Source organism: Brevundimonas sp. EU05-FHT14B11, from assembly GCF_058790835.1.
Window position 1 is genome coordinate 1,200,921 of sequence record NZ_JBYTCY010000001.1, and the last position, 19,080, is coordinate 1,220,000.

At 68.5% G+C, this 19,080-nt stretch carries 18 protein-coding genes (1 of these 18 cut by a window edge); 10 read left to right on the forward strand and 8 right to left on the reverse strand.

The window, feature by feature from the left end; genetic code table 11:
- Positions 1–67 precede the first annotated feature (67 nt).
- The 6 genes from AC3WRV_RS06035 to AC3WRV_RS06060 all read left to right on the forward strand — a co-directional run bounded on the left by AC3WRV_RS06035 (position 68) and on the right by AC3WRV_RS06060 (position 6,713).
- Complete coding sequence (locus tag AC3WRV_RS06035; RefSeq protein ID WP_291835228.1) at positions 68–901, forward strand: flagellin; 834 nt, start codon at positions 68–70, stop codon at positions 899–901.
- A gap of 262 nt (positions 902–1,163) precedes the next feature.
- Positions 1,164–3,890, forward strand: a complete 2,727-nt coding sequence (locus AC3WRV_RS06040) for a transcriptional regulator (protein ID WP_492312527.1) — start codon at positions 1,164–1,166, stop codon at positions 3,888–3,890.
- 73 nt (positions 3,891–3,963) lie between these two features.
- Complete coding sequence (locus AC3WRV_RS06045) at positions 3,964–4,638, forward strand: hypothetical protein (protein WP_291835222.1); 675 nt, start codon at positions 3,964–3,966, stop codon at positions 4,636–4,638.
- On the forward strand, positions 4,638–5,072 hold the full coding sequence (locus AC3WRV_RS06050) for a hypothetical protein (RefSeq protein ID WP_291835219.1): 435 nt from the start codon (positions 4,638–4,640) through the stop codon (positions 5,070–5,072). The genes AC3WRV_RS06045 and AC3WRV_RS06050 overlap by 1 nt, the downstream gene beginning before the upstream one ends.
- Positions 5,073–5,239: 167 nt before the next feature.
- Positions 5,240–5,716 carry a single-stranded DNA-binding protein gene (gene ssb, locus AC3WRV_RS06055; RefSeq protein ID WP_291835215.1) on the forward strand — a complete coding sequence of 159 codons (477 nt, stop codon included), beginning with the start codon at positions 5,240–5,242 and terminating at the stop codon, positions 5,714–5,716.
- Between the two features lie 91 nt (positions 5,717–5,807).
- Complete coding sequence (locus AC3WRV_RS06060) at positions 5,808–6,713, forward strand: DMT family transporter (protein WP_492312528.1); 906 nt, start codon at positions 5,808–5,810, stop codon at positions 6,711–6,713.
- A gap of 72 nt (positions 6,714–6,785) precedes the next feature.
- On the opposite strand, the gene AC3WRV_RS06065 is transcribed toward AC3WRV_RS06060, so the two are convergent.
- Positions 6,786–7,349, reverse strand: a complete 564-nt coding sequence (locus AC3WRV_RS06065; protein ID WP_291835209.1) for a DUF3035 domain-containing protein — start codon at positions 7,347–7,349, stop codon at positions 6,786–6,788.
- A 60-nt stretch (positions 7,350–7,409) separates the two neighbouring features.
- Positions 7,410–7,952 (reverse strand): signal peptidase II, encoded by a 543-nt coding sequence (gene lspA / locus AC3WRV_RS06070; protein WP_492312529.1) that lies wholly within the window; start codon positions 7,950–7,952, stop codon positions 7,410–7,412.
- Positions 7,953–8,127: 175 nt separating this feature from the next.
- Here lspA and AC3WRV_RS06075 point away from each other — a divergent pair, with 175 nt between their 5' ends.
- Positions 8,128–9,390 (forward strand): cation:proton antiporter domain-containing protein, encoded by a 1,263-nt coding sequence (locus tag AC3WRV_RS06075; protein WP_291835204.1) that lies wholly within the window; start codon positions 8,128–8,130, stop codon positions 9,388–9,390.
- Positions 9,391–9,408: 18 nt separating this feature from the next.
- Here the strand turns inward: AC3WRV_RS06075 and AC3WRV_RS06080 are convergent, their stop codons facing one another.
- Positions 9,409–10,200, reverse strand: coding sequence for a PhoH family protein (locus AC3WRV_RS06080; protein WP_291835247.1), 792 nt, complete (start codon positions 10,198–10,200; stop codon positions 9,409–9,411).
- Between the two features lie 287 nt (positions 10,201–10,487).
- Here AC3WRV_RS06080 and AC3WRV_RS06085 point away from each other — a divergent pair, with 287 nt between their 5' ends.
- Positions 10,488–11,021 (forward strand): gamma carbonic anhydrase family protein, encoded by a 534-nt coding sequence (locus tag AC3WRV_RS06085; RefSeq protein WP_492312530.1) that lies wholly within the window; start codon positions 10,488–10,490, stop codon positions 11,019–11,021.
- Here AC3WRV_RS06085 and AC3WRV_RS06090 read toward each other — a convergent pair whose 3' ends face one another.
- Positions 11,022–11,564 (reverse strand): PAS domain-containing protein, encoded by a 543-nt coding sequence (locus AC3WRV_RS06090; RefSeq protein ID WP_492312531.1) that lies wholly within the window; start codon positions 11,562–11,564, stop codon positions 11,022–11,024.
- A gap of 138 nt (positions 11,565–11,702) precedes the next feature.
- Between AC3WRV_RS06090 and AC3WRV_RS06095 the strand changes: the two genes are divergently transcribed.
- The gene (locus tag AC3WRV_RS06095) at positions 11,703–12,572 is read left to right on the forward strand and encodes a hypothetical protein (protein WP_492312532.1); all 870 of its coding nucleotides are present in this window, start codon (positions 11,703–11,705) and stop codon (positions 12,570–12,572) included.
- 130 nt (positions 12,573–12,702) lie between these two features.
- On the opposite strand, the gene AC3WRV_RS06100 is transcribed toward AC3WRV_RS06095, so the two are convergent.
- From AC3WRV_RS06100 to hfaA, 4 genes are all read right to left on the reverse strand, one after another.
- On the reverse strand, positions 12,703–15,549 hold the full coding sequence (locus tag AC3WRV_RS06100) for a M16 family metallopeptidase (protein WP_492312533.1): 2,847 nt from the start codon (positions 15,547–15,549) through the stop codon (positions 12,703–12,705).
- A gap of 134 nt (positions 15,550–15,683) precedes the next feature.
- Positions 15,684–16,940 carry a holdfast anchor protein HfaD gene (hfaD, locus tag AC3WRV_RS06105; protein ID WP_492312534.1) on the reverse strand — a complete coding sequence of 419 codons (1,257 nt, stop codon included), beginning with the start codon at positions 16,938–16,940 and terminating at the stop codon, positions 15,684–15,686.
- Positions 16,867–17,883 (reverse strand): holdfast anchoring protein HfaB, encoded by a 1,017-nt coding sequence (gene hfaB / locus AC3WRV_RS06110; protein ID WP_291837920.1) that lies wholly within the window; start codon positions 17,881–17,883, stop codon positions 16,867–16,869. The genes hfaD and hfaB overlap by 74 nt, the downstream gene beginning before the upstream one ends.
- Positions 17,880–18,305 carry a holdfast anchoring protein HfaA gene (hfaA, locus tag AC3WRV_RS06115; RefSeq protein ID WP_291837917.1) on the reverse strand — a complete coding sequence of 142 codons (426 nt, stop codon included), beginning with the start codon at positions 18,303–18,305 and terminating at the stop codon, positions 17,880–17,882. The genes hfaB and hfaA overlap by 4 nt, the downstream gene beginning before the upstream one ends.
- A 132-nt stretch (positions 18,306–18,437) precedes the next feature.
- Here hfaA and AC3WRV_RS06120 point away from each other — a divergent pair, with 132 nt between their 5' ends.
- Positions 18,438–19,080: the 5' portion of a rhomboid family intramembrane serine protease gene (locus AC3WRV_RS06120; protein ID WP_492312535.1), read on the forward strand. It continues 32 nt past the right edge of the window; 643 of the gene's 675 nt are visible here — the first part of the coding sequence; the start codon lies at positions 18,438–18,440; its stop codon lies beyond the right edge, outside the window.

The window sequence follows — 19,080 nt, forward strand, 5'->3', positions numbered from 1 at the left end:
ATCGCTGTTAACCATGTGTGCACGGTTCGTCCTCTAGCCTTGGCCAAACCTCGAAGGGCCGAGTCGGATGACGAATAGCGTCCATACCAATGTCGCCGCGCAGATCGCGCTGCAGAACCTGACCACGACGAACAGCCGCCTGGCGGACGTGCAGAGTCGCGTCTCCACGGGCCTGAAGGTCCAGGGCGCCAAGGACAACGCCGCGATCTGGGCCATCGCCCAGACCCAGCGCGCGGATGTCGGCGCGCTCGGCGCGGTGAAGCAGAGCCTGGACCGCGCGACCTCGATCGCGGACGTGGCCCTGTCCGCCGGCGAATCGATCTCGGACCTGCTGAACCAGCTCAAGGAAAAGGTCACCGCGGCGAAGGATACCTCGCTGAAGACCCAGTCGCGCCAGCTGCTGAACGCCGACTTCCAGGCCCTGATGAAGGCGATCAAGTCGGCGGTGGACAACGCGGCCTTCGACGGCGGCAACATCCTGAACGGCTCGCTGACCACCGGCATCAAATTCCTGGCCAACGCCGACGCCTCGGCCTTCGTGACCCTGGCGTCCAAGAACCTGTCGCTGGGCGGTTCGATCATCGAGCTGTCGCTGAGCGACAGCCTGATGACCCTGACCGGCGCGGCCACGGCGCTGACCAAGCTGGACGATTCGATCACCCAGCTGAACGCCGCCCTCGGCGAGATCGGCGCCCAGGCCAAGCAGATCCAGGCGCACAACACCTTCGTGTCCAAGCTGGTCGACACGCTGGAATCGGGCATCGGCAACCTGGTCGACGCCGACCTGGCCAAGGAAAGCGCCCGGCTTCAGGCCCTGCAGGTCCAGCAGCAGCTGGGCGCGCAATCGCTGTCGATCGCCAACCAGGCGCCGCAGATCATCCTGTCGCTCTTCCAAGGCTAAGCCAGCCGGCGGCTCCCGGAGCGGCCGATGGAAACGGGTTCGGGTCGTCGGCGGTTCGCGCCGCGCGGCCCGAAGCCGTACAAGGAAAGCAATGATTTCAGGGCGTTGACGAAGGCACTCATCAGGCACTCCTCCGTATCCGGCACGCGATAAACGGGTGCTGTCGACCATTGTTCCCTGAGTCGCGGCGGAAGTCGCTCCGAACCCGGCCGTTAAGCCCTCGTTACAGCTCAGGCGTCAGACTGCGCGCGAGGAGCGCTCTGTGATCAACAACAGCTATCTTCTGGGTCTCTACGGTGGAACGGCGTCGCCCTCGACGTCGTACTCGACCCTGAATGCGCTCGCCAAGTCCAAGGCCCAGCCGACGCCGCCGTGGTCGACCTCGGTCAAGGCGCCGGAGCAGAGCGCGCTGTTGCGCGCCGCCCTGGGCGGCCGGGACTTTATCAACGAGGGCGCGGCCCAGCTCGATATCAAGGGCGCCTCGACCGACTACAAGAAGCTGTTCGCCCTGTATCAGGGCCTCGAGACCATGAACGCCCTGATCACCCGCGCGGGGACCAAGGGCGTGACCGCCCTGGAGATGACCCAGCTGAACAAGCGGTTCGCGGCGGGCATGGCCGAGGTCGGCAAATGGCTGCCGGGCGCGGATCTGGACGCCATCCGTCTGGTGCAGGGCACCTCGTCCTCGACCAGCAAGACCACCGCCGCCGTGGCGCGGGACGGCGCGATCTCGGTCACGGGGCCGATTCACGAGGGCTCGCCCGACGCGCTGGCCCCGGCCTTCGCCGGCGAGGTGCAGTTCAACATCACGGTCAAGAAGGGCGACAACACCACCAAGTCGGTGGCCATCGACCTTGCGGACATGGGGACCAAGCCCCGGACGCTGACCAATGTGCTGGACCACATTAACGCCAAGCTTGGGGATGCCGGGCTGGAGACACGGCTCGGCCGCGAACTGGTCAAGCCTGAACCCAAGACCATGACCGTCGGCGGCAAGACCGTCACCCTGCCGGCCGGTCCCGACCAGTTCGCCTTGGTGGTGCGCGGCGTGACGACCGAAAAGGTCAGCTTCACCCCGACCACGGCCGCGGACGCCGTCTATGTGGTGCAGGGCTCCGGCACGGCCGGCGGCCTGCAGATGCTCAAATTCCAGAGCGACACCGGCGGCGCCGCGCCCCCGCCCGTCGCCGGCGTCGGCGAGACCCAGTGGGTCGACGGACGCGCTTCCCAGACCGGCCTGCCGGAGGGCGTCGAGACGGTCCGCGCCAGCACCACGGGACCGGATGGTTCGGTGTGGATGGTGGCGGACCTCAAGGCGGGCCCGGACAACCAGCCGATCAAGGGCCAGAGGGACGTCGCGCTGATCAAGCTCGATTCCGCCGGCCGCGTGGTCATGACCCAGGCCATCGGCGCGGCCTCGACCGCCAGCGGCTACGCCATCGCCGTCGACGCCAATGGCCGGGTGGCCGTGGCCGGTTCGGTCACCGGCGCGCTGGACGCGGGCAAGGCGGGCGATGTGGCCACCGTCGCCGACAGCTTCGTGACCGTCTTCGATGCGGAAGGGCAGGAGGTCTGGACCCAGCGCCGCGGAGCCCGCGCCGCCGATGAGGCGACCTCGGTCAGCTTCGGTCCCAACGGCACGGTCTATGTGGGCGGGCGCGCCCAGTCGGCCATGACGGGCACGGTCGGCGTGGGCGGCTGGGACGGCTACGTCCAGGCGTTCAGCGAGACCCAGGAACACAAGTATGCGCCCGTCGTCTCCAAGGCGGCGGGGGTCTCGCAGTTCGGCACGGCCGGAACCGACGGCGTCGACGCCATCATGGTGGACGGGAACAATCTCTATTCGGCGGGCGTCGAGGACGGCCGCATCGTGGTGCGCCAGTTCACCCTCGCGGCGGACGGCAAGCCGACCCTGGCCGCCACGCGCGATCTGGGCGACGCCAGCGGCGAGATCAGCGGCCTGGCCGTCGAGAACGGCAAGGTGATCATCAGCGGCACGACCCGTAACGCGTCGCTGGGCGTCGGCACGATCACCACGGCCCACCACGGCGGCAAGGACGCCTTCGTGGCCGTGATCGACGACAGCCTGGCCGCCTCGACCGACGACCGCCTGACCTATGTCGGCGGCGCGGGCGACGACAGCGCCGCGGACATGAAGATCCAGGGCGGCAAGGTCTGGCTGACCGGCATCGCCAACCGGCCCGAGGACGCCAAGGCCACCGATCCGACCAAGGCCTATCTGACCCGCATCGACCCGATGACCGGCGCGGTCGAATGGCGGCGGGACTGGGAAGGGGACGGGGCGCAGGCCAAGCCCCTGACGCTGGCGGTCGCCGCCGGCGGCGCCAGCGTGCTGGACCGGCTGGGTCTGCCGCAGGGTGAGATCGACCAGAGCCAGTCCAAGACCCTGACCAACGCCACCTCCCTGCGGGCCGGCGACCGGTTCTATGTGTCGCCCGCCGACGGCGGCCGGCCCGTGGCGGTCACCATCGAAGCCCGGGACACCCTGCAGAGCCTGGGCCGCAAGATCGAACAGGCCTCGAACATGAAGCTGAAGGTCACCGTGGTGTCCGAGACGGCCAAGGGCGCCGAGCCGGGCGATCTGGCCACCGCCCTGCGCACCGGTCTGCAGCGCCTGTCCATCGTCGCACGCGACGGGGTGAAGGGCGCCGTGCTGACCTCGGGCGAGACCGGCCGCGACGCGCTGGCGGGGCTGGGGCTGTCGCAGGGCTATATCGGCAAGACGGTCGGCGACGACGTCACCAAGACCTTCGGCCTGGGCCTGCCGACCAACCTGACCCTCACGGACGCCGCCGCGGTCAAGACGGCCGGGGAGAAGGTGCAGGCGGCGATGAAGGCGATCCGCGACGCCTATCGCGCGCTGTCCCCGGAATCGGCCAAGCCCGCGGTCACCGGCCAGGCCCCGGCCTACCTGACCGCCCAGCTGGCCAACTACCAGGCGGCGCTTGCGCGTCTGGGCGGCGGCTGACGCCGTCAACGTAAAGCGTTGACGGGCCCTGCTCCGGCGGGGTTATTGGGGGCTCCATCCGCGCGAGCCTTTCATGCCCAAGGACAACCGTATCCTCATCGCGATCGGCGCCGCAGTCGCCGTCGTGATCGCCGTCATCGTCGGCCTGTTGATGACGGGCGGACGTGACGAGCCCGCCGCGCCGCCGCCTGCCGCGCAAGGCGGGCTGACCGTCTCCGTGGCGGATGCGCCGGGTCTGGATTCCACGCGTGAGCTGCGCTGCTACGTCGACGGCCAGTTCGTCGGCATGGCCACCCTGACCGATTGCGCGCGCCGCAACGGCCTGGCCACGGATGCTCTGGATGTCGGTGTCGATGCGACCGGCAATCTGGTCGCCGCCCCGACCGCCTCCCTGACCCCGCCGCCGTCGGCGCCCCCGGTCGAACTGACCGAGACCCAGCCTGACGCCACGCCGATCGAATCGACCCAGCCCGCTCAACCCGCGCCGCAGCCGGCGGCGGCCGGCGGCGCCTGCCTGCGCTACACGGGATCGGACTGGCGGACGGTGTCGTCGGGCATGAGCCTGAACCAGTGCGTCGTCGCGCTGTACGCCGGCACCTGCGTGCGCCCGGGCGAGGCCCTGTACGGCCGCTGGGGCGAGACGACCCTGCGCCTGGTCCCGCGCCGCGTGGAACAATCGCCCGACAACAACCGCTTCCGCCTGCTGGCGGATCAGGACCGCCGCTGCCAGTTCCCGGATCTCCATTGATGAAGCGCACCTCCATCGTTCTCGCCGCGGGCGTCGGCCTCCTGGCGCTGGGCGCCTGCCAGAACACCACCAAGGCCCCGTTCGATCCGGGCGTCTGCTACGCGGTCGAGCTGGGCAAGGAAGGCGAGGCGCCGACGTTCAACGTCGTCGCGCGCGACCAGCCGCAGATCGAATTCTGCGCCGCCCGTCTTGAAGAGATGCGGCTGCGCTTCCTCAGCCTGGGCGGCAGCCGCCGCGAGGTCATCGGTTCCTACCAGGGCCAGTTTATCTTCATCGACCGCGCCGGCGTCTCCTTCGGCAAGACGCTGGAGGGCTCGCGCTTCATGGCGCTGGCCCGGACCGGAGACGGCCGCCTGGCCATTCCGGGCGCGATCCAGCAGGAGGTGGACGCCCCCCGCGGACCGCCGGCGCCGGTCGCCGCGCCGCCGCGGTAGGGTCCGCTTCGCGCTGGACAGCGTGGAACAAAGGTGGAACAAGTCGCGCTTCTGTGGATTGCGACGACAAATCGGCCCCGGCGGCGCGAAAGCGCGCTAGGCCACGTGAGAACGGCCTGAATCAGCGCGAAAAGCGCGGTGGGCCAGCTAGCTAAAGGAGCTCGATGATGGCGGGCAGCGTCAACAAGGTCATTCTGGTCGGCAACCTGGGCAAGGACCCGGAGATCCGCACCCTCAACTCGGGCGAACGCGTCGCCAACCTGTCCCTGGCGACCTCGGAGACGTGGCGCGACAAGGCCACCGGCGAGCGCAAGGAAAAGACCGAGTGGCACCGGGTGGTCATCTTCAACGAGAACATCGTGAAGGTCGCCGAGAACTATTTGAAGAAGGGCTCGACCGTTTACGTCGAGGGCTCTCTCACGACCCGCAAATACGAGCAGGGCGGCGTCGAGAAGTACACCACCGAGATCGTGCTGCAGAAGTTCCGCGGCGAACTGACCATGCTGGGCGGCCGTTCGGACGGCGCCGGCGGCGGTCAGTCGCGCGGCGATGACGACTATTCCTCGGGCTTCTCGACCGGCGGCGCCAACAAGCCCTCGGGTCCCAAGGAAAGCTACGACCTGAACGACGACATTCCGTTCTAGGGACCGGTTCGGCCTCCACGGCCACATTCCGAAATGTGAAGTGTCGGGTGCGGGTCTCGCACCCGGCACGTTCACGGGCTAACCCGGTGCGGTGATCACCCCGGACAAGCCTCACAGCCCGCTCAGCCTCATCGAGATCGGCGCCATCGTCGCGATCGTCGTCATCTGGGGCGTGAACAACGCCGCCGCCAAGGTGGCGACCGAGGTCCTGCCTCCCCTGATGACCGGCGCCCTGCGATTCGCCATCGCGGCGGCCTGCCTGATTCCCTTCGTTCGCCCGCCCTTCCCGAACTGGAAGAGCCTGCTGCTGATCGTCTGCATCGGCGGGCCGCTGCACTACGGCCTCGTCTATCTCGCCTTCTGGCTGGCGCATGACGTCAGTCCGGTGTCCGTCGCGACCCAGCTGTGGGTGCCGTTCACTGCCCTGTTCGCCTTCCTGCTGCTGGGCGAGCGCCTGTCGCGATTCGCCCTGATCGGAATGGGCGTGGCCTTCCTCGGCGTCGCCTGGATGACGCTGGACGCCCACGCCATCGAGGACTGGAAGGGAATCACCGTCGGCGTCGCCGCCGCCAGCGCCTGGGCCATCACGACGGTCATCGCCCGCCGCACCACCTCGATCCCGCCCTTGAAGATGCAGGGCCTGCTGTCGCTGGTCGCCCTGCCGACGCTGGCGTTCGGTTCGGCGATGTTCGAGCGGGGGCAGTGGGAAGCGATCCAGAACGCGGACGGCCTGATCTGGGCCTGCCTGATCTGGGCCGGGCTGGTCTCTTCGGTGCTGGCGACGACCCTGGTCTTCTGGCTGGTGCAGAAACGCGAGGCGGGTCGGGTGACGCCCTATCTGCTGGCCACGCCGGTGGTCTCGATACTGATCGGCTGGTCCCTGCTGGACGACGTTCTGACCCCGCAGATCCTGACCGGCGCGGCCATGACCCTGGGCGGCGTGGCTGTGGTGGCCCTGGCCGAGCGGGGCCTGCGCGCCGGCGCCGCCAAGGCATGAACCCAAAAGCTGAAATGAAAAAGGCCCGGACGCTGGGCGTCCGGGCCTGATTCTCTAACGCTGGATCCGGTCCTAGAGGCCGGGGAGCTTGAAGCCCGAGTCGCGGCGCGGCGTGATGGTGATGCCGCCGCGGCCGCCGGTCAGCGCCTGCATGCGGGCGTATTCGCTGGCGGCGTCGATGGTCAGGGCGCCTTCCGACGTCTGGGTCGTGGTCGCGGCCTGGGTCGAGGCGTCGTCGCGGCGCCAGAACATGATGCGGTTGGCCCAGCTCTCTTCCTTGTGGGCCAGATCGCCGAACTCGTCGTCGATCACATAGCGCGCCAGCGGGTCGGCGCGGTCGCCGCCGGCCTGGGCCACCAGAATCTGCTCGCCCGGCGAACGGGTGACGGACTGGCGCTGGCCGAGAAGAATCTGACGGGCGGCCGATTCCGGGGCCAGCTCCTGCGGGCGCGGTTGGCCCGGCGCCGGCGGACGCAGGCCGTATTCCGGCGGCACGGTCAGCGGGGCGGTCGAAACCGTCAGGAACTCGTCGGGCGTCACCTTGGACAGGCCGATGCTCTGCTGGAGGTTGCTGCACGCGCCCAGCGCGAGCGCGGACACGGCGAGGGTCAGAACGGCGGTAGTGCGAAGACGCATGATCAATCCCGGTGCAGCGCGCCGACAGGCGCACGCGTAAACCCTAGTGGAAGCGGCTGATTACGACTTTTCGGCGGCGAGGCCAACCTTGGCCGCGCGTTCGGAGAGCAGGCTGTCGAGGATCAGCAGAATCACGCCGATGGTGATGGCGCTGTCGGCGACGTTGAACACCCACGGGAAGACGCCGGTGCCCGAGAAGTCGGCGAAGTCGACCACGAAGCCGAAACGGATGCGGTCGATGACGTTGCCGACGGCCCCGCCGATGACCAGGCCGATGGCGGTGATCAGCAGGCGGCGGTCGGCCTTCAGCGCCCACCAGCCCAGCAGGCCGGCGACCCCGATCGAGAAGACGCTCAGGAACCAGCGACCCGCGCCGCCGCCGAACAGGCCGAAGCTGACGCCGTCATTGGCCACGAAGGTGATCTTGAAGAACGAGCCCAGCACCTCGATCGAGCGATAGCCCCACAGCTCGCGATCCAGCATCGCGCCGCTGGCGTTGAGCATGTTCAGGCCTGACAGGACCCAGGCCTTGGTCAGTTGATCGAGGACGATCACAACAAGGGCGAAGCCGTAGGCGGCGTAGGCGATACGGGGGATTTTCATTCGGTTCGCTGAAAGATTGAGCGGTTCGGGTTAGCAGCCCGCGCCTCGCGCGCGAAGGGTTTTTCTGGCGGCACAGCGTCGCGGAACCCGGTTTTTCCTTGTCCAGCGGGGCTTCAGGCCCCAGATGTGACGCTTCAACCCGCAAGGATTTCCCCACGCACTCGAAGGAGCGCCGATGACGCATGCCGATGTGGCCGAGCAAGCCGCGCACGTGGCCAGCCACGCCGACAGCCTGATCCTTACCCTGGTCGGCGGCTTCGTGCTGGCCTTCCTGTTCGGGATGCTGGCCAACCGGCTGAAGCTGTCTCCATTGGTGGGCTATCTGGTCGCCGGCATCGTGGTCGGACCGCACACCGGCGGCTTCGTCGCGGACACCGAACTGGCGCCCCAGCTGGCCGAGATCGGGGTGATCCTGCTGATGTTCGGGGTCGGGCTGCATTTCTCGCTGGCCGACCTGATGAAGGTCCGCAAGATCGCCATCCCGGGCGCCCTGGTGCAGATCACGGCGGCGACGGCGCTGGGCTGGGGCCTCGGCCGGCTGATGGGCATGAGCGATCTCGAGGCCATCCTGATGGGGTTCGCCCTGTCCGTCGCCTCGACCGTGGTGCTGTTGCGGGCGCTGGAAGAGCGCAAACAGGTCAAGGGCGACGTCGGCCGCATCGCCATGGGCTGGCTGATCGTCGAGGATCTGGTGATCGTCATCGCCCTTGTCATCCTGCCGCTGCTGGTGATCCAGCCGGGCAGCACGCTGAACGGCGGCGAGCTGGCCGGGTCGATCGGCTGGACGCTGTTCAAGGTCGCGGGGTTCACCGCGGTCATGCTGGTCGTGGGCGCCAAGGTGCTGCCCTGGGTGCTGGTGCGGATCGCCCATACCAAGTCGCGCGAGCTGTTCACCCTGGGCGTTCTGGCGATCGCCCTGGGCATCGCCTGGGTGGCCTACGCCCTGTTCCACTCCTTCGCCCTGGGCGCCTTCCTGGCCGGGCTGGTGCTGAACAGTTCGCCGCTGGGCCATAACGCCGCCGAGCGCTCCCTGCCGCTGCGCGACGCCTTCGCCGTGCTGTTCTTCGTCTCGGTGGGGATGCTGTTCGACTGGCATATCCTGATCGACCGTCCGCTGGCCGTGCTGGGCCTGTTGGCCATCGTCATCGTCGGCAAGTCGATCGCGGCGCTGGCCATCACGACCGTGTTCAAGCTGGACAAGGCGACCAGCCTGACCGTCGCCGCGGCCCTGGCCCAGATCGGCGAGTTCTCGTTCATCCTGGCGGCGCTCAGCGTCCAACTGGGCGGGATGCGGCAGGAAACGCACGACCTGATCCTGGCCGCCGCCCTGTTGTCGATCTCGCTGAACCCGTTCGTCTTCGCCTTCATCGATCGCATTGGGGCCAAACCAAAAACGCCCCCCAAGGTGGAGAGCGTTCCGGTTCGCGACCTGATCTGATCGGAAAGCTTTAGCCGCCTAGAGGACGCCGATCATCGAGGCGACCAGCGGGTGACGGACGATGTCCTGTTCGGCCAGGCGCACCACGGCGATATCCGGCACGGGCATCAGGCGTTCAGCGATGTCCGACAGGCCGGAGATGCCCGGCAGCAGGTCGGACTGCTGCGGGTCGCCGGTGACCACCATGGTCGAATGCCAGCCCAGGCGGGTCAGCAGCATCTTCAGCTGGACGTAGGTGCAGTTCTGGGCCTCATCGACGACGATGAAGGCGTTGTTCAGCGTGCGGCCGCGCATGTAGCCGATGGGGGCGATCTCGATCAGGCCCTCGGCCATCAACGCCTTGACCCGCTTCATCGAGAGCCGATCCGACAGGGCGTCGTAGAGCGGACGCAGATAGGGGGCCAGCTTGTCCTCCATGTCGCCGGGCAGGAAGCCGATCGATTCGCCGGCTTCGACGGCGGGGCGGCTCAGGACGATGCGTCCGACCTTGCCCGCTTCCAGCGCCTCGACCGCCTTGGCCACGGCCAGATAGGTCTTGCCCGTACCTGCGGGGCCGAGCGCCAGGACCAGGTTGTGATGATCGATCATCGTCATCAGCTCGGCCTGGCCGTCCGACTTGGGTTTCAGCGTCTTCAGATAGGCCTGGTCCCGCTCGTCATTCGACGGATTGGGCGACCAGCCTGCATGGGTCGGCAAGCGCCGCACCTTGGAGTCCTGGATGAACTGGCTCGTATCGAGCACCCCGAACTCACGGGATGCTTCACGGGTCTGACGCTTCAGGGCCGCACGTTTGGTCATGGACGCCTCCAGGGCATGAAAAAAGGCGATGCCGCAAAAGCATCGCCTCGAACGATCGTGGGGAGGAGAGAAGAGGATGCGACGCATCCGCCCGGGTCGGAGGAAGGATCAACTTCCAGCGGACGGAGCCGCCGAACCGAACGCACCACGCGCGTTCCCCCTGCTTGACCGGACCGGGCTTGATCCGGTTACGGATCCGGGGCCGAAATGTCGGTCTCGAATCGCATCAACAGATTGATGCTAGCGTGGTTTACGAAGGCTTAAAGCGCTGATTAAGCCAAAGATGAGGTGATGTTTCGATGACGATCTATGCGTTGGCGGACAAGAAACCGCAGCTTCCGCCTGAGGGCGAATACTGGGTTGCGCCAAATGCCGTGGTGACAGGAGATGTGATTCTCAAACCCGGCGCCAGTGTCTGGTTCGGCGCGGTCGTGCGCGGCGACAACGATCCCATCACCATCGGCCGGGACACCAATATCCAGGACGGCAGCGTGCTGCATTCCGATCCCGGCGAGCCCCTGACCATCGGCGACGGGGTGACCGTCGGGCATATGGTCATGCTCCACAGCTGCGAGATCGGCGACAACACCCTGATCGGCATCGGCGCGGTGGTGCTGGGCCGGGCCAAGATCGGGAAGAACTGCCTGATCGGCGCCAACGCCCTGATCACCGAGGGCAAGGTGATTCCCGACAATTCCCTGGTCATGGGCCAGCCGGGCAAGGTCGTGCGCGAGCTGGAGCCCGGCCAGATCGAGGCGCTGAGGGTTTCGGCCGCCCACTATGTCCAGAACTGGAAGCGGTATGTGCGCGACCTGACCGAGGTCGACGCCTGATCAGGCGATGCGGCGGCCCTGAACGGCGGCGAGGCTGAGCGGGGGACGGCCGGGCTCTCCGGCGGCGACCGCGACGCGGGCGGTCAGCAGGGCGGCTCCCTTGGCGAGCGGCGCCAGGGCGGCGGCGGGCGCGAACAGGCCGAGCAGCTGGTCCGGCCGCCCGGTAGGGCCGCGCAGGGGGGCGACCACCATCTCGACTGGAACGGCGGGATCGCCGGGCGCGAGGCCGACGACGACCACGGGGCGGGCTTCACGGACGGACTGGGCCAGGGCGGCCTCGATCAGGTCGTTCGAGGCGGGCCGCCACAGTGCGGCCAGCGAGTCTCCCGCCAGCGGGCGGCGATAGAACAGCTCCAGCGCCGTCCCGGCGAGGCGCAGCATGGCCTGACCGTCCTGCCAGTCGGCCACGAAGGCGCGGGGCAGGCAGCGCCCGAGAGCCTCGGGATACAACCCGGCGCGCGCCGGGATCCCGCCGCGGACGTCCGCCGCGCGGGCCAGGCCGGTCCAGTGATCGATCAGCAGCTGCGTATCAGGGTGAAACACGACATTCGTCTCCGGACGGAATGCCGCAAGGGGCGGGCCGCGAAGGCAACGGAAACGCAAGGCTTTTGGCGTCTGATGCAGTTTGGAACGGTCCGCGTGCTTTGCGGATCGCGCGAAAACTCATCTGGAGGTCGGCCCATGGGGGTGCGGATCATGACCTGGCTGCCGGCTGCGGCGGGCTTTCTGGCCCTCTCGGCGGTCGCCGACGACGCCGCGGCCCAGTGCAACGGCGGCTGCCCGCCGCCGCCGCCGCCGTGCTGCGAGCCCCCGCCTCCGCCGCCCCCTCCGCCGCCTCCGGTGTGCTGCCAGCCGCCTCCGCCCCCGTCCTGTTGCGGCGGCGGCAACCTGAACGTCAATGTGAACGTGAACGCGGCCGCCAACGCCGGCGCCCGCGCCAACGTCGGCCTGAACGCCCGCGCCGGCGGCTTGACCTGGGGCGGCGGTGGCGGCGGTTCGGCCTATGTCACGGTCGATCAACCCTATCCGACCACGATCAACGGCTTGATGGTCGAGGGTGCGCGGGTGCGCGAGACCGTGCGCGTGCCTTATGAGTCGCGCCGCCGGTGGGAGAAGCGCGTGGTCATCCAGGCCGTGTGCATCGACGACCGCAACATTCCGCACCCCGCCTCCCAGGTGCGCCCCGACCGCGAGGTCGACGGTTCCTATGAAGGCGAGCTGTACCGCTGCCTGGCGGGCGCCTCGCTGCAGTTCACCTGGGCCGAATATCAGGGCGAGGTCCGCTTCGACCACGGCGAGACCGTCAGCTGCCGCAAGGGCGAGGCCCTGTGGTACGGCGGCGGCAATGTCGAGTGCCGGACGCAGCGCGCCGAGCGGGAGTGCAACGAGCGGTCGCTGCTGCGCCGTTACGGCGCCGGGGTGAAGATCCTGACGTGGATGCGCGAGGAGACCTACACCGAGTATCGCGAGGAAGTGGTCGAACGCTCCGGCATGGCCGTGTCCGGCGGGGCCATGACCCTGGACGGCGGGGTCGGCGGCCGGGTGTTCTGATGGGTTGAACGGCGCGTTCAGCCTGCCGTCAGGCGCGAACGCCTAGAAATATGGGGTCGTCGGCTCTCCGCCGGCGATCCTGAGAAGCGAAACTGGCCCCGGTCCTGAGACCGGGGCCTTTTTTTATCGCCTACTGCTGGGCCTGGGCCGAAACCACGATGGCCTTCCAGGCGGTGTCGCCGCGCAGGTACTGGCGGGCCAGGGCCTGAACGTCAGCCGGGGTGACCGCTTCCAGGTCCGAGATGTGGGTCAGGGTCTGCTCCACATCGTTGGGACGCTCCGCCACGTCGGACAGTTGGGCCAGCCAGTATTCATTGCTGGCCTGGCTGCGGCGCAGGGACTCGATCACCGGCAGGCGGGCGCGGTTCAGTTCGTCCTCGGTCGGCGGGGCGTCCCGCAGCGAGGCGACGATCGACTCAACCGCGGCGTAGAAGGGATCGACCTTGTCAGCCGCGATTTCCGCCCGAACGGCGACCGAGCCGTAGCCGCGGTAGGTGTCCGAGGCGCTGGCGCTGGTGTTCGGAGAATAGGCCAGGGCCTGCTTCTCGCGGATTTCGTCCAGCACGCGCAGCTTCATCACTTCCATCATGACGGAGATCCGACGGGCTTCGGTCCGGTCTTCCACGGCGTCGGTGGTCGGCCAGGCGATGTAGGCCAGGGTCTGTTCGGCCGGACCGTTGTGGGTCAGACGAACCGGCTGGGGCGTCGCGGCGGGAAAGCGCAGTTCGGTCGCGCCGGGCGCCGGGCGGGCGGCCGGACCGCGACGGGGCAGGGCGCCGAGCGTGGGGGCGATGGCCGCGATGGCGTCATCGACGGTCACGTCGCCGACCACGACCACGTCGATCGGGCCGGTGCTCAGGCCGGTCGTGATGCCGGCGCGGGCGTCGTCCATGGTCCAGCTGGCCACTTCCTGCGCGGTCGGGAAGGATTCGCGCTTGTCGCCGCTGGCGAGCAAGCCCGAGGCCTGCACCTGGAAGGCGCCGCCGGGGGTCGCCATCTGCTGCGCCACGATCTGCGGGAACAGGCCCTTGATCTGCTCGAAGGGCGCCGCGCGCAGGCCCGGATCGGTCAGATAGGCGGTCAGGACCTGCATCTCGAGGCCGAGATCCGCCGGACGGGTGGCGCCCGAGAACGAGTAGCTGTCGCTGTCGACCGAGAAACCGGCCGAATAGACGTGGCCGTTCAGGACGCGGTTCAGTTCGTCGAAGGTCAGACGGCCGAGGCCGCCCGGAGCGACGTAGAAGCCGGCCAGCGCCTGCGGGGTCGAGCGGTCGGTCGGCAGGCCTTGTTCGCCGATGCCGGTGTGGACGCTGACCAGGATCTGCTCGTCACGGAAGTCGGTCGGCTTGACGGTCAGGCGCACGCCGTTGGCGAAGGTCACCACGGTGGCGCCGACTTCGGCGATCTCGCGGCGGTTGGCCACCGTGCCCGGGGTTCCGAACTGGGTGTAGGGCCATTCCAGCGCGGCCTGGGCGGCCGGGGCGGAGACGGGAACCTGACGCGAGGCCGTCAGCGCGGCCGTGACGGCGGCTTCACCGCCCTCGATCTCGACCGGCGTGACGACCAGGGCCAGCGGGCCGCCGCCGGTGAAGACCGTCTGCAGCTTGCTGTTGACCTGCGCCGCCGTCAGGCCGGCGACCGCGGCGTTGAGCAGGTCGAGGTTGGTTTGCGGCGAGGAGAAGACCGTGCGGCCGTTGACCGCGTTGGCGATGCTGCCGGCCAGGGCCGGCGTCCGGCGCGTGGCGGCGCCGGCGACGGCGTTCTCCAGCGCGGTGCGGTACTCGGTGATCTCGCGCTGCAGTTCTGCGTCCGAGACGCCGTACTGAACCAGACGGCGCTGTTCCTGGTCGATCGTCTCCAGCGCGGGCTTCCAGCCGCCCGGATTGAAGCTGGCCGAGATCGAGGCGATGTCCAGGCTGTCGATGAGGGTCGACTGGCCGGCGCTGGCGCTGGTGAACGGCGGGTTGTCGCGGCGCGAGATCTCACCCAGGCGGCGGTTCAGCACGGCCAGGCCCAGGTTGGTGATCAGGTTGTCGCGGCGCTCGGCCACGGTGTCGGGATCCAGGTCCGGGGCCTTGGTCCAGTTCAGCTGGATGTTCGACTGGATGCCCGGCTCGACCAGGATGCGGGTTTCCGGCTGGCGCGGGGCGACGGTGCCGAGGTCCGGCTCGGGACCATCGGCGGCCTTGGGCTGCCAGCTCTCGAACGCGCCGCGGATCTTGGCTTCCATGACATCGACGTCGAAGTCGCCGACGGCGATGAAGGTCGCGCGCGAGGGACGGTAGTACGCGTTGTAGAACTCGACGAAACGCTCACGCGGCGCGTTGCGGATGATCTCCAGGTCGCCGATGGGCCAGCGCTGCGAAATCCGCTGACCGGGCGCGAGCAGGGCGAACTGGGCCTTGGCGGAGCGCAGGCCGGGCGTGTTGCGCAGGCGCTCCTCGCCCTCGATGACGCCGCGCTCGGCGTCGACGGCTTCGGGGCCCATCAGGGCCTCGGACACCTGTTCGCGCATGATGCGCAGCGAGGCGTCGACGGTCTCATCGTTCGTGCGCGGCAGCTCCAGCATATAGAGGGTCTGGTCGAACCCGGTGGAGGCGTTGGTGTCGGCGCCGAAGGCCAGGCCCAGACGCTCTAGGATGCGCAGCAGGTCGTTCTCGGGGATGTTGGTCGTCCCGTTGAAGGCCATGTGCTCCATGAAGTGGGCCAGGCCGAGCTGGTTGTCGTTCTCCATCAGCGAGCCCGCGTCGATCCGCAGGCGGAACGAAGCCTGTCCCGGCGGCGTGGCGTTGCGCATCACGGCGTACTGCATGCCGTTGGACAGCGTGCCGAAGCGGACGTTGGAATCGGCCGGGATATCGCTGGCGCCCTGCGCGAACGGGTCGGTCGGCGCGGTTTGGGCCAGGGCCGGGGCGGCGGCCGTCAGGGCGGCGGCCGAGGCGGCGACGAGCAGAAGAAGGCGGCGTGCGGAACGCATGGTCGGTCGACTCCGATGGCGCAATGAGCCCGTGCGGGCGCGCCGGCAAACAGGAAGGACCGCGATATCTGAAAACGCCGACGCCCCGACGCAACCCTTCGGCGACCGGCCCCTCTTGCTCAAGTTACCGAAGTTTAATGCGACGGCCGCGAGACGTAGAAGTTGGCCGAGTTGCCGGTGGCCGTGGCGCTGGAGATCACCGCGCGGTTGGAGCCCGAGACGACGGTGTTGGCCTGGGCCGAGACATCGCCGGAGTTGGTCTGGGTGTTGCGGGCCTCGAGATAGCCCTGGCATTCCGAGCAGGAGTAGCCGGTGACGGCGTTGCCCACGGCCTCGGCGCCCACATAGACGTCATAGCCGTTGGTGCCCGAGAAGGTCGCCGTGACGTCGACGCCGCCGGTGTTGATCTGGCTGTTGTCGATCTCGACGTAGATGTCGTTGTTGCCCACCGACAGCTGGTTGCCCGCGCCCGACGCATAGGCTTGCGCACGACCATAGTCATAGGCGGTGGTGGTCGCCGCCGAGCGGATGAAGGACGAGTTGTCCTGCGCCGACTCGGTCACGACCGAGCCACCCGAGTTGTAGCTGTTGGCGTAGTTGCCGACGGCGCGCGCGCGGGAGGCCAGATCCCAGCCGTTGCCGGTATTGGCGCTGGCCTCGGCCTCGATGAAGTCGCCCGTCGAGGTCTGGTCGAAGGCCAGGTTCTGCCCCGAGGTCTGACCGCTGTTCACCCCGATGGCGTTGCCCATGGCCTGGGCCTGCACCTCGGCGGCGGCCGGAACATACTGGCTGTCCAGACGGCTGTACGCCCGCACGGTGGCGGAGGACGATTGTTCGATCGTGCCCTGCACGACGCTGCCTTCGCCATACAGGGAGACGCTGTTGGAGGTCGCCGTGGCCGATACGACGCCTCCGGCCAGCAGGCGCGCATTCTCATCGCCGACCTCGGTCAGGGCCCCGACCAGACCGCCAGTGTTGCGCTGGGTCGCCTCGACGGTGACGTCGGCGTCATAGCCGCTGACCGCCAGATAGTTGCCGCCCGCATTGGACTGCACCGCGACGGGACCCGAGGTGTCGCCGCCCAGGGTGACCGAGGTCGTGGCGATGGAATCGCCCCGCATGTCCTGCGTCGAGCGGACCGTGACCGTGCCGTTCTCGACCGCGCCCGAGGCGGTGTTGCCGTTGGCGGTGGTCCCGACCGTCACCTGGTCCTGGGAATCGACCACATTGAGCGTCTGGTCGGCGAAGACATCGCCGAGCTGAAGCTGGTTGTTCAGGACAAGGCTGTTGTCCTGCGGGGGTGTCTGTGCGGCGGCCTCAGTAGCGGCTGCGACGCACATCACCGTCGCGGCGATCGTGCCAGCGAGACGGATCCGCACGGGTCTGACCATTGTTGGTCTCCGTGTTGGGGTAAGCCGGATAGTAGCCGCCGGTCGCGCCGACCGTGCCGCCCAGCGGGTCCGGACCGGCCTGCAGGCAGACCTCGGGGCCGGGCGCGCCATACAGATTGGCCATGAACTCCACCGTCGCCCGCTCGATCAGGGCGCGGACGGCCAGCTGAACCGGCTCCAGCGCGCCTTCGCCCGCCGAGATGTCGAAGACATTGCCGTTCAGGAAGTCGAACACCCCCGCCGAGATCTCGCGGCCGATGATCTGCTTCTGGTACGAGACGACATCGACGACCTCGTTCGTGGTGGTCTGCACCAGCCGCAGGTCGATGGCGATGTTCATGACATAGGCCCGGCCGGCGAAGGCGGCCGACAGCGGCGTGTCGGTCGAGGCCTGGCCCGCGGCCATGTCGAATCCGCCCGAGCGGATGTTGTGGTTCACCTCGGTGATGCCGCCGATGATGTAGAAGTCCGAGCCCGGCACCGAGCCCGCGATGATGCGGCGGTACTGGATGTCGTCCGCGCCGCCGGGGCCCTCGTCGCCGATCAGCCGGTTGTTGGCGTAGCGCAGCTCCATTTCGGAGATCGAGGTGTCATAGCGCTCGACCATCCGGGCGCCGGACTTGGCCAGGGCGGTCATGGCCATCAGCGAGGCCCCGCCGGTGACCTGGCGTCCGCCGTCGGCGGAGACCGTGCCCGTGTAGTCGGCGATCCGGCCCACCGCCATGCGCGGGGAGGGCAGGCTGTAGCGACGGGCGTAGTCGGCCATGCAGTACAGCGCCGCCGAATAGGGCGTCGGGTTGGCCGTCACCGGCGCATTGCCGATCGGGGTGGCGTAGACGCCGCGAGAGTTCGCGGTCGCCGAGATGCAGCCGCTCAAGAGGGCGGCGGCCGCACAGGCCACCCCCAGGGTCTTGAACAGCCGAAGGGTCCGGCCAGCGCTCATGGAAGCCTCAGGGTGCCGTTGAGGTCGGTGCCGGCGGTGACATTGCCGTTGTTGACCTGGCTGGAGTTGACGATGACCGTGTTGTGGTTGCCCTGGACGACGACGTTCAGGCTGTTGCCGATGGCGGTGGAGCCGCCGATGGTCTGGCCCCGGCCCGCGCCGGTGTAGTTGGAGCCCACGCCGCCCGAGGTGCTGGAATAGGTGCTGGCGCCGGACTGGATGATGCCGTTGACGATCAGCCGGTTGCCGTTGGCGTCGCGGGTCGAGCCTGTCTGAGGCTGGGCCGTGCTGTAGCGCGCGCCGCCATAGCCGGCCGTATAGGTCCCCATGCTGGACGAGCCCGCGGACTGTGCCTGGGCGGCGACGGGGAGGGCGGCGGCGGCGAGCACGATCGCGGCGGCGACCTTCAATCTGGCTGGCATGGCGGCGATTCTCCCCGAAACACGGTTTACCGAGCGCTAAGCACTCCGCGCGCCAATCTGGGACATGGTTATTAAGAACCGCTTGCCAGAACGTCGGACGGCGACCGCGCCGCGAAACACCGGAGGTCGGCCGTGACCGATGCGCCGCCCCGTGAGCGGCTGTTCAACGCGCCGCTGGTGTCGATCCTGGTCGTCATTTCGATTCCCGCACTCTTTATAGTGCAGAGAGAATTGCCCGACGGTGGGGTGAGCCTGGCCTTCCGTCCCGCGTCCCTCTTGGACGGCCAGTGGTGGCCCGGATTGCTGACCGCGATGTTCGTGCACGTGGGCTGGACCCATGCGGGCATGAACGCCCTGGGCGCGCTCGCCTTCGGCCCGCCGGTGGCGCGGCGCATGCCGGGCGCGGCCGGCGCGGTCGGTTTCCTTCTCTTCTATATGGCGTGCGGCGTGGTCGCCGCCCTCGGCTGGGGCCTCCTTCATATGGAGAGCCAGAACCTGGGGGCCGGCGCGTCGGGTGCGGTGTTCGGTCTGACCGGCGCCGCGATCCGCCTGCTGGGCCGCCGCGATGGAGGGCTGAGGTCCCTGACCGACCGGCGCGTGCTGACCATCTCGGCGGTGCTGATGGGGATGAACGTCGTGGTGGGCCTGATCGGCCTGATGCCCGGCACGGCGAGCGCCGGTATCGCCTGGGAGGCTCATGCGTTCGGTTATCTGTTCGGTCTGGTGGCGATCGGGCCGTGGAGCCGGATGTTCAGCGGTCGGACCGGATTTGATT

What these genes read in the sequence shown, in the direction of transcription:
- AC3WRV_RS06035 (WP_291835228.1), top strand. Translation starts at nt 68, where the DNA reads ATGACGAATAGCGTCCATACCAATGTCGCCGCGCAGATCGCGCTGCAG.
- AC3WRV_RS06045 (WP_291835222.1), top strand. Translation starts at nt 3,964, where the DNA reads ATGCCCAAGGACAACCGTATCCTCATCGCGATCGGCGCCGCAGTCGCC.
- AC3WRV_RS06050 (WP_291835219.1), top strand. Translation starts at nt 4,638, where the DNA reads ATGAAGCGCACCTCCATCGTTCTCGCCGCGGGCGTCGGCCTCCTGGCG.
- ssb (WP_291835215.1), top strand. Translation starts at nt 5,240, where the DNA reads ATGGCGGGCAGCGTCAACAAGGTCATTCTGGTCGGCAACCTGGGCAAG.
- AC3WRV_RS06065 (WP_291835209.1), bottom strand. Translation starts at nt 7,349, where the DNA reads ATGCGTCTTCGCACTACCGCCGTTCTGACCCTCGCCGTGTCCGCGCTC.
- lspA (WP_492312529.1), bottom strand. Translation starts at nt 7,952, where the DNA reads ATGAAAATCCCCCGTATCGCCTACGCCGCCTACGGCTTCGCCCTTGTT.
- AC3WRV_RS06075 (WP_291835204.1), top strand. Translation starts at nt 8,128, where the DNA reads ATGACGCATGCCGATGTGGCCGAGCAAGCCGCGCACGTGGCCAGCCAC.
- AC3WRV_RS06085 (WP_492312530.1), top strand. Translation starts at nt 10,488, where the DNA reads ATGACGATCTATGCGTTGGCGGACAAGAAACCGCAGCTTCCGCCTGAG.
- AC3WRV_RS06095 (WP_492312532.1), top strand. Translation starts at nt 11,703, where the DNA reads ATGGGGGTGCGGATCATGACCTGGCTGCCGGCTGCGGCGGGCTTTCTG.
- AC3WRV_RS06100 (WP_492312533.1), bottom strand. Translation starts at nt 15,549, where the DNA reads ATGCGTTCCGCACGCCGCCTTCTTCTGCTCGTCGCCGCCTCGGCCGCC.
- hfaD (WP_492312534.1), bottom strand. Translation starts at nt 16,940, where the DNA reads ATGGTCAGACCCGTGCGGATCCGTCTCGCTGGCACGATCGCCGCGACG.
- hfaB (WP_291837920.1), bottom strand. Translation starts at nt 17,883, where the DNA reads ATGAGCGCTGGCCGGACCCTTCGGCTGTTCAAGACCCTGGGGGTGGCC.
- hfaA (WP_291837917.1), bottom strand. Translation starts at nt 18,305, where the DNA reads ATGCCAGCCAGATTGAAGGTCGCCGCCGCGATCGTGCTCGCCGCCGCC.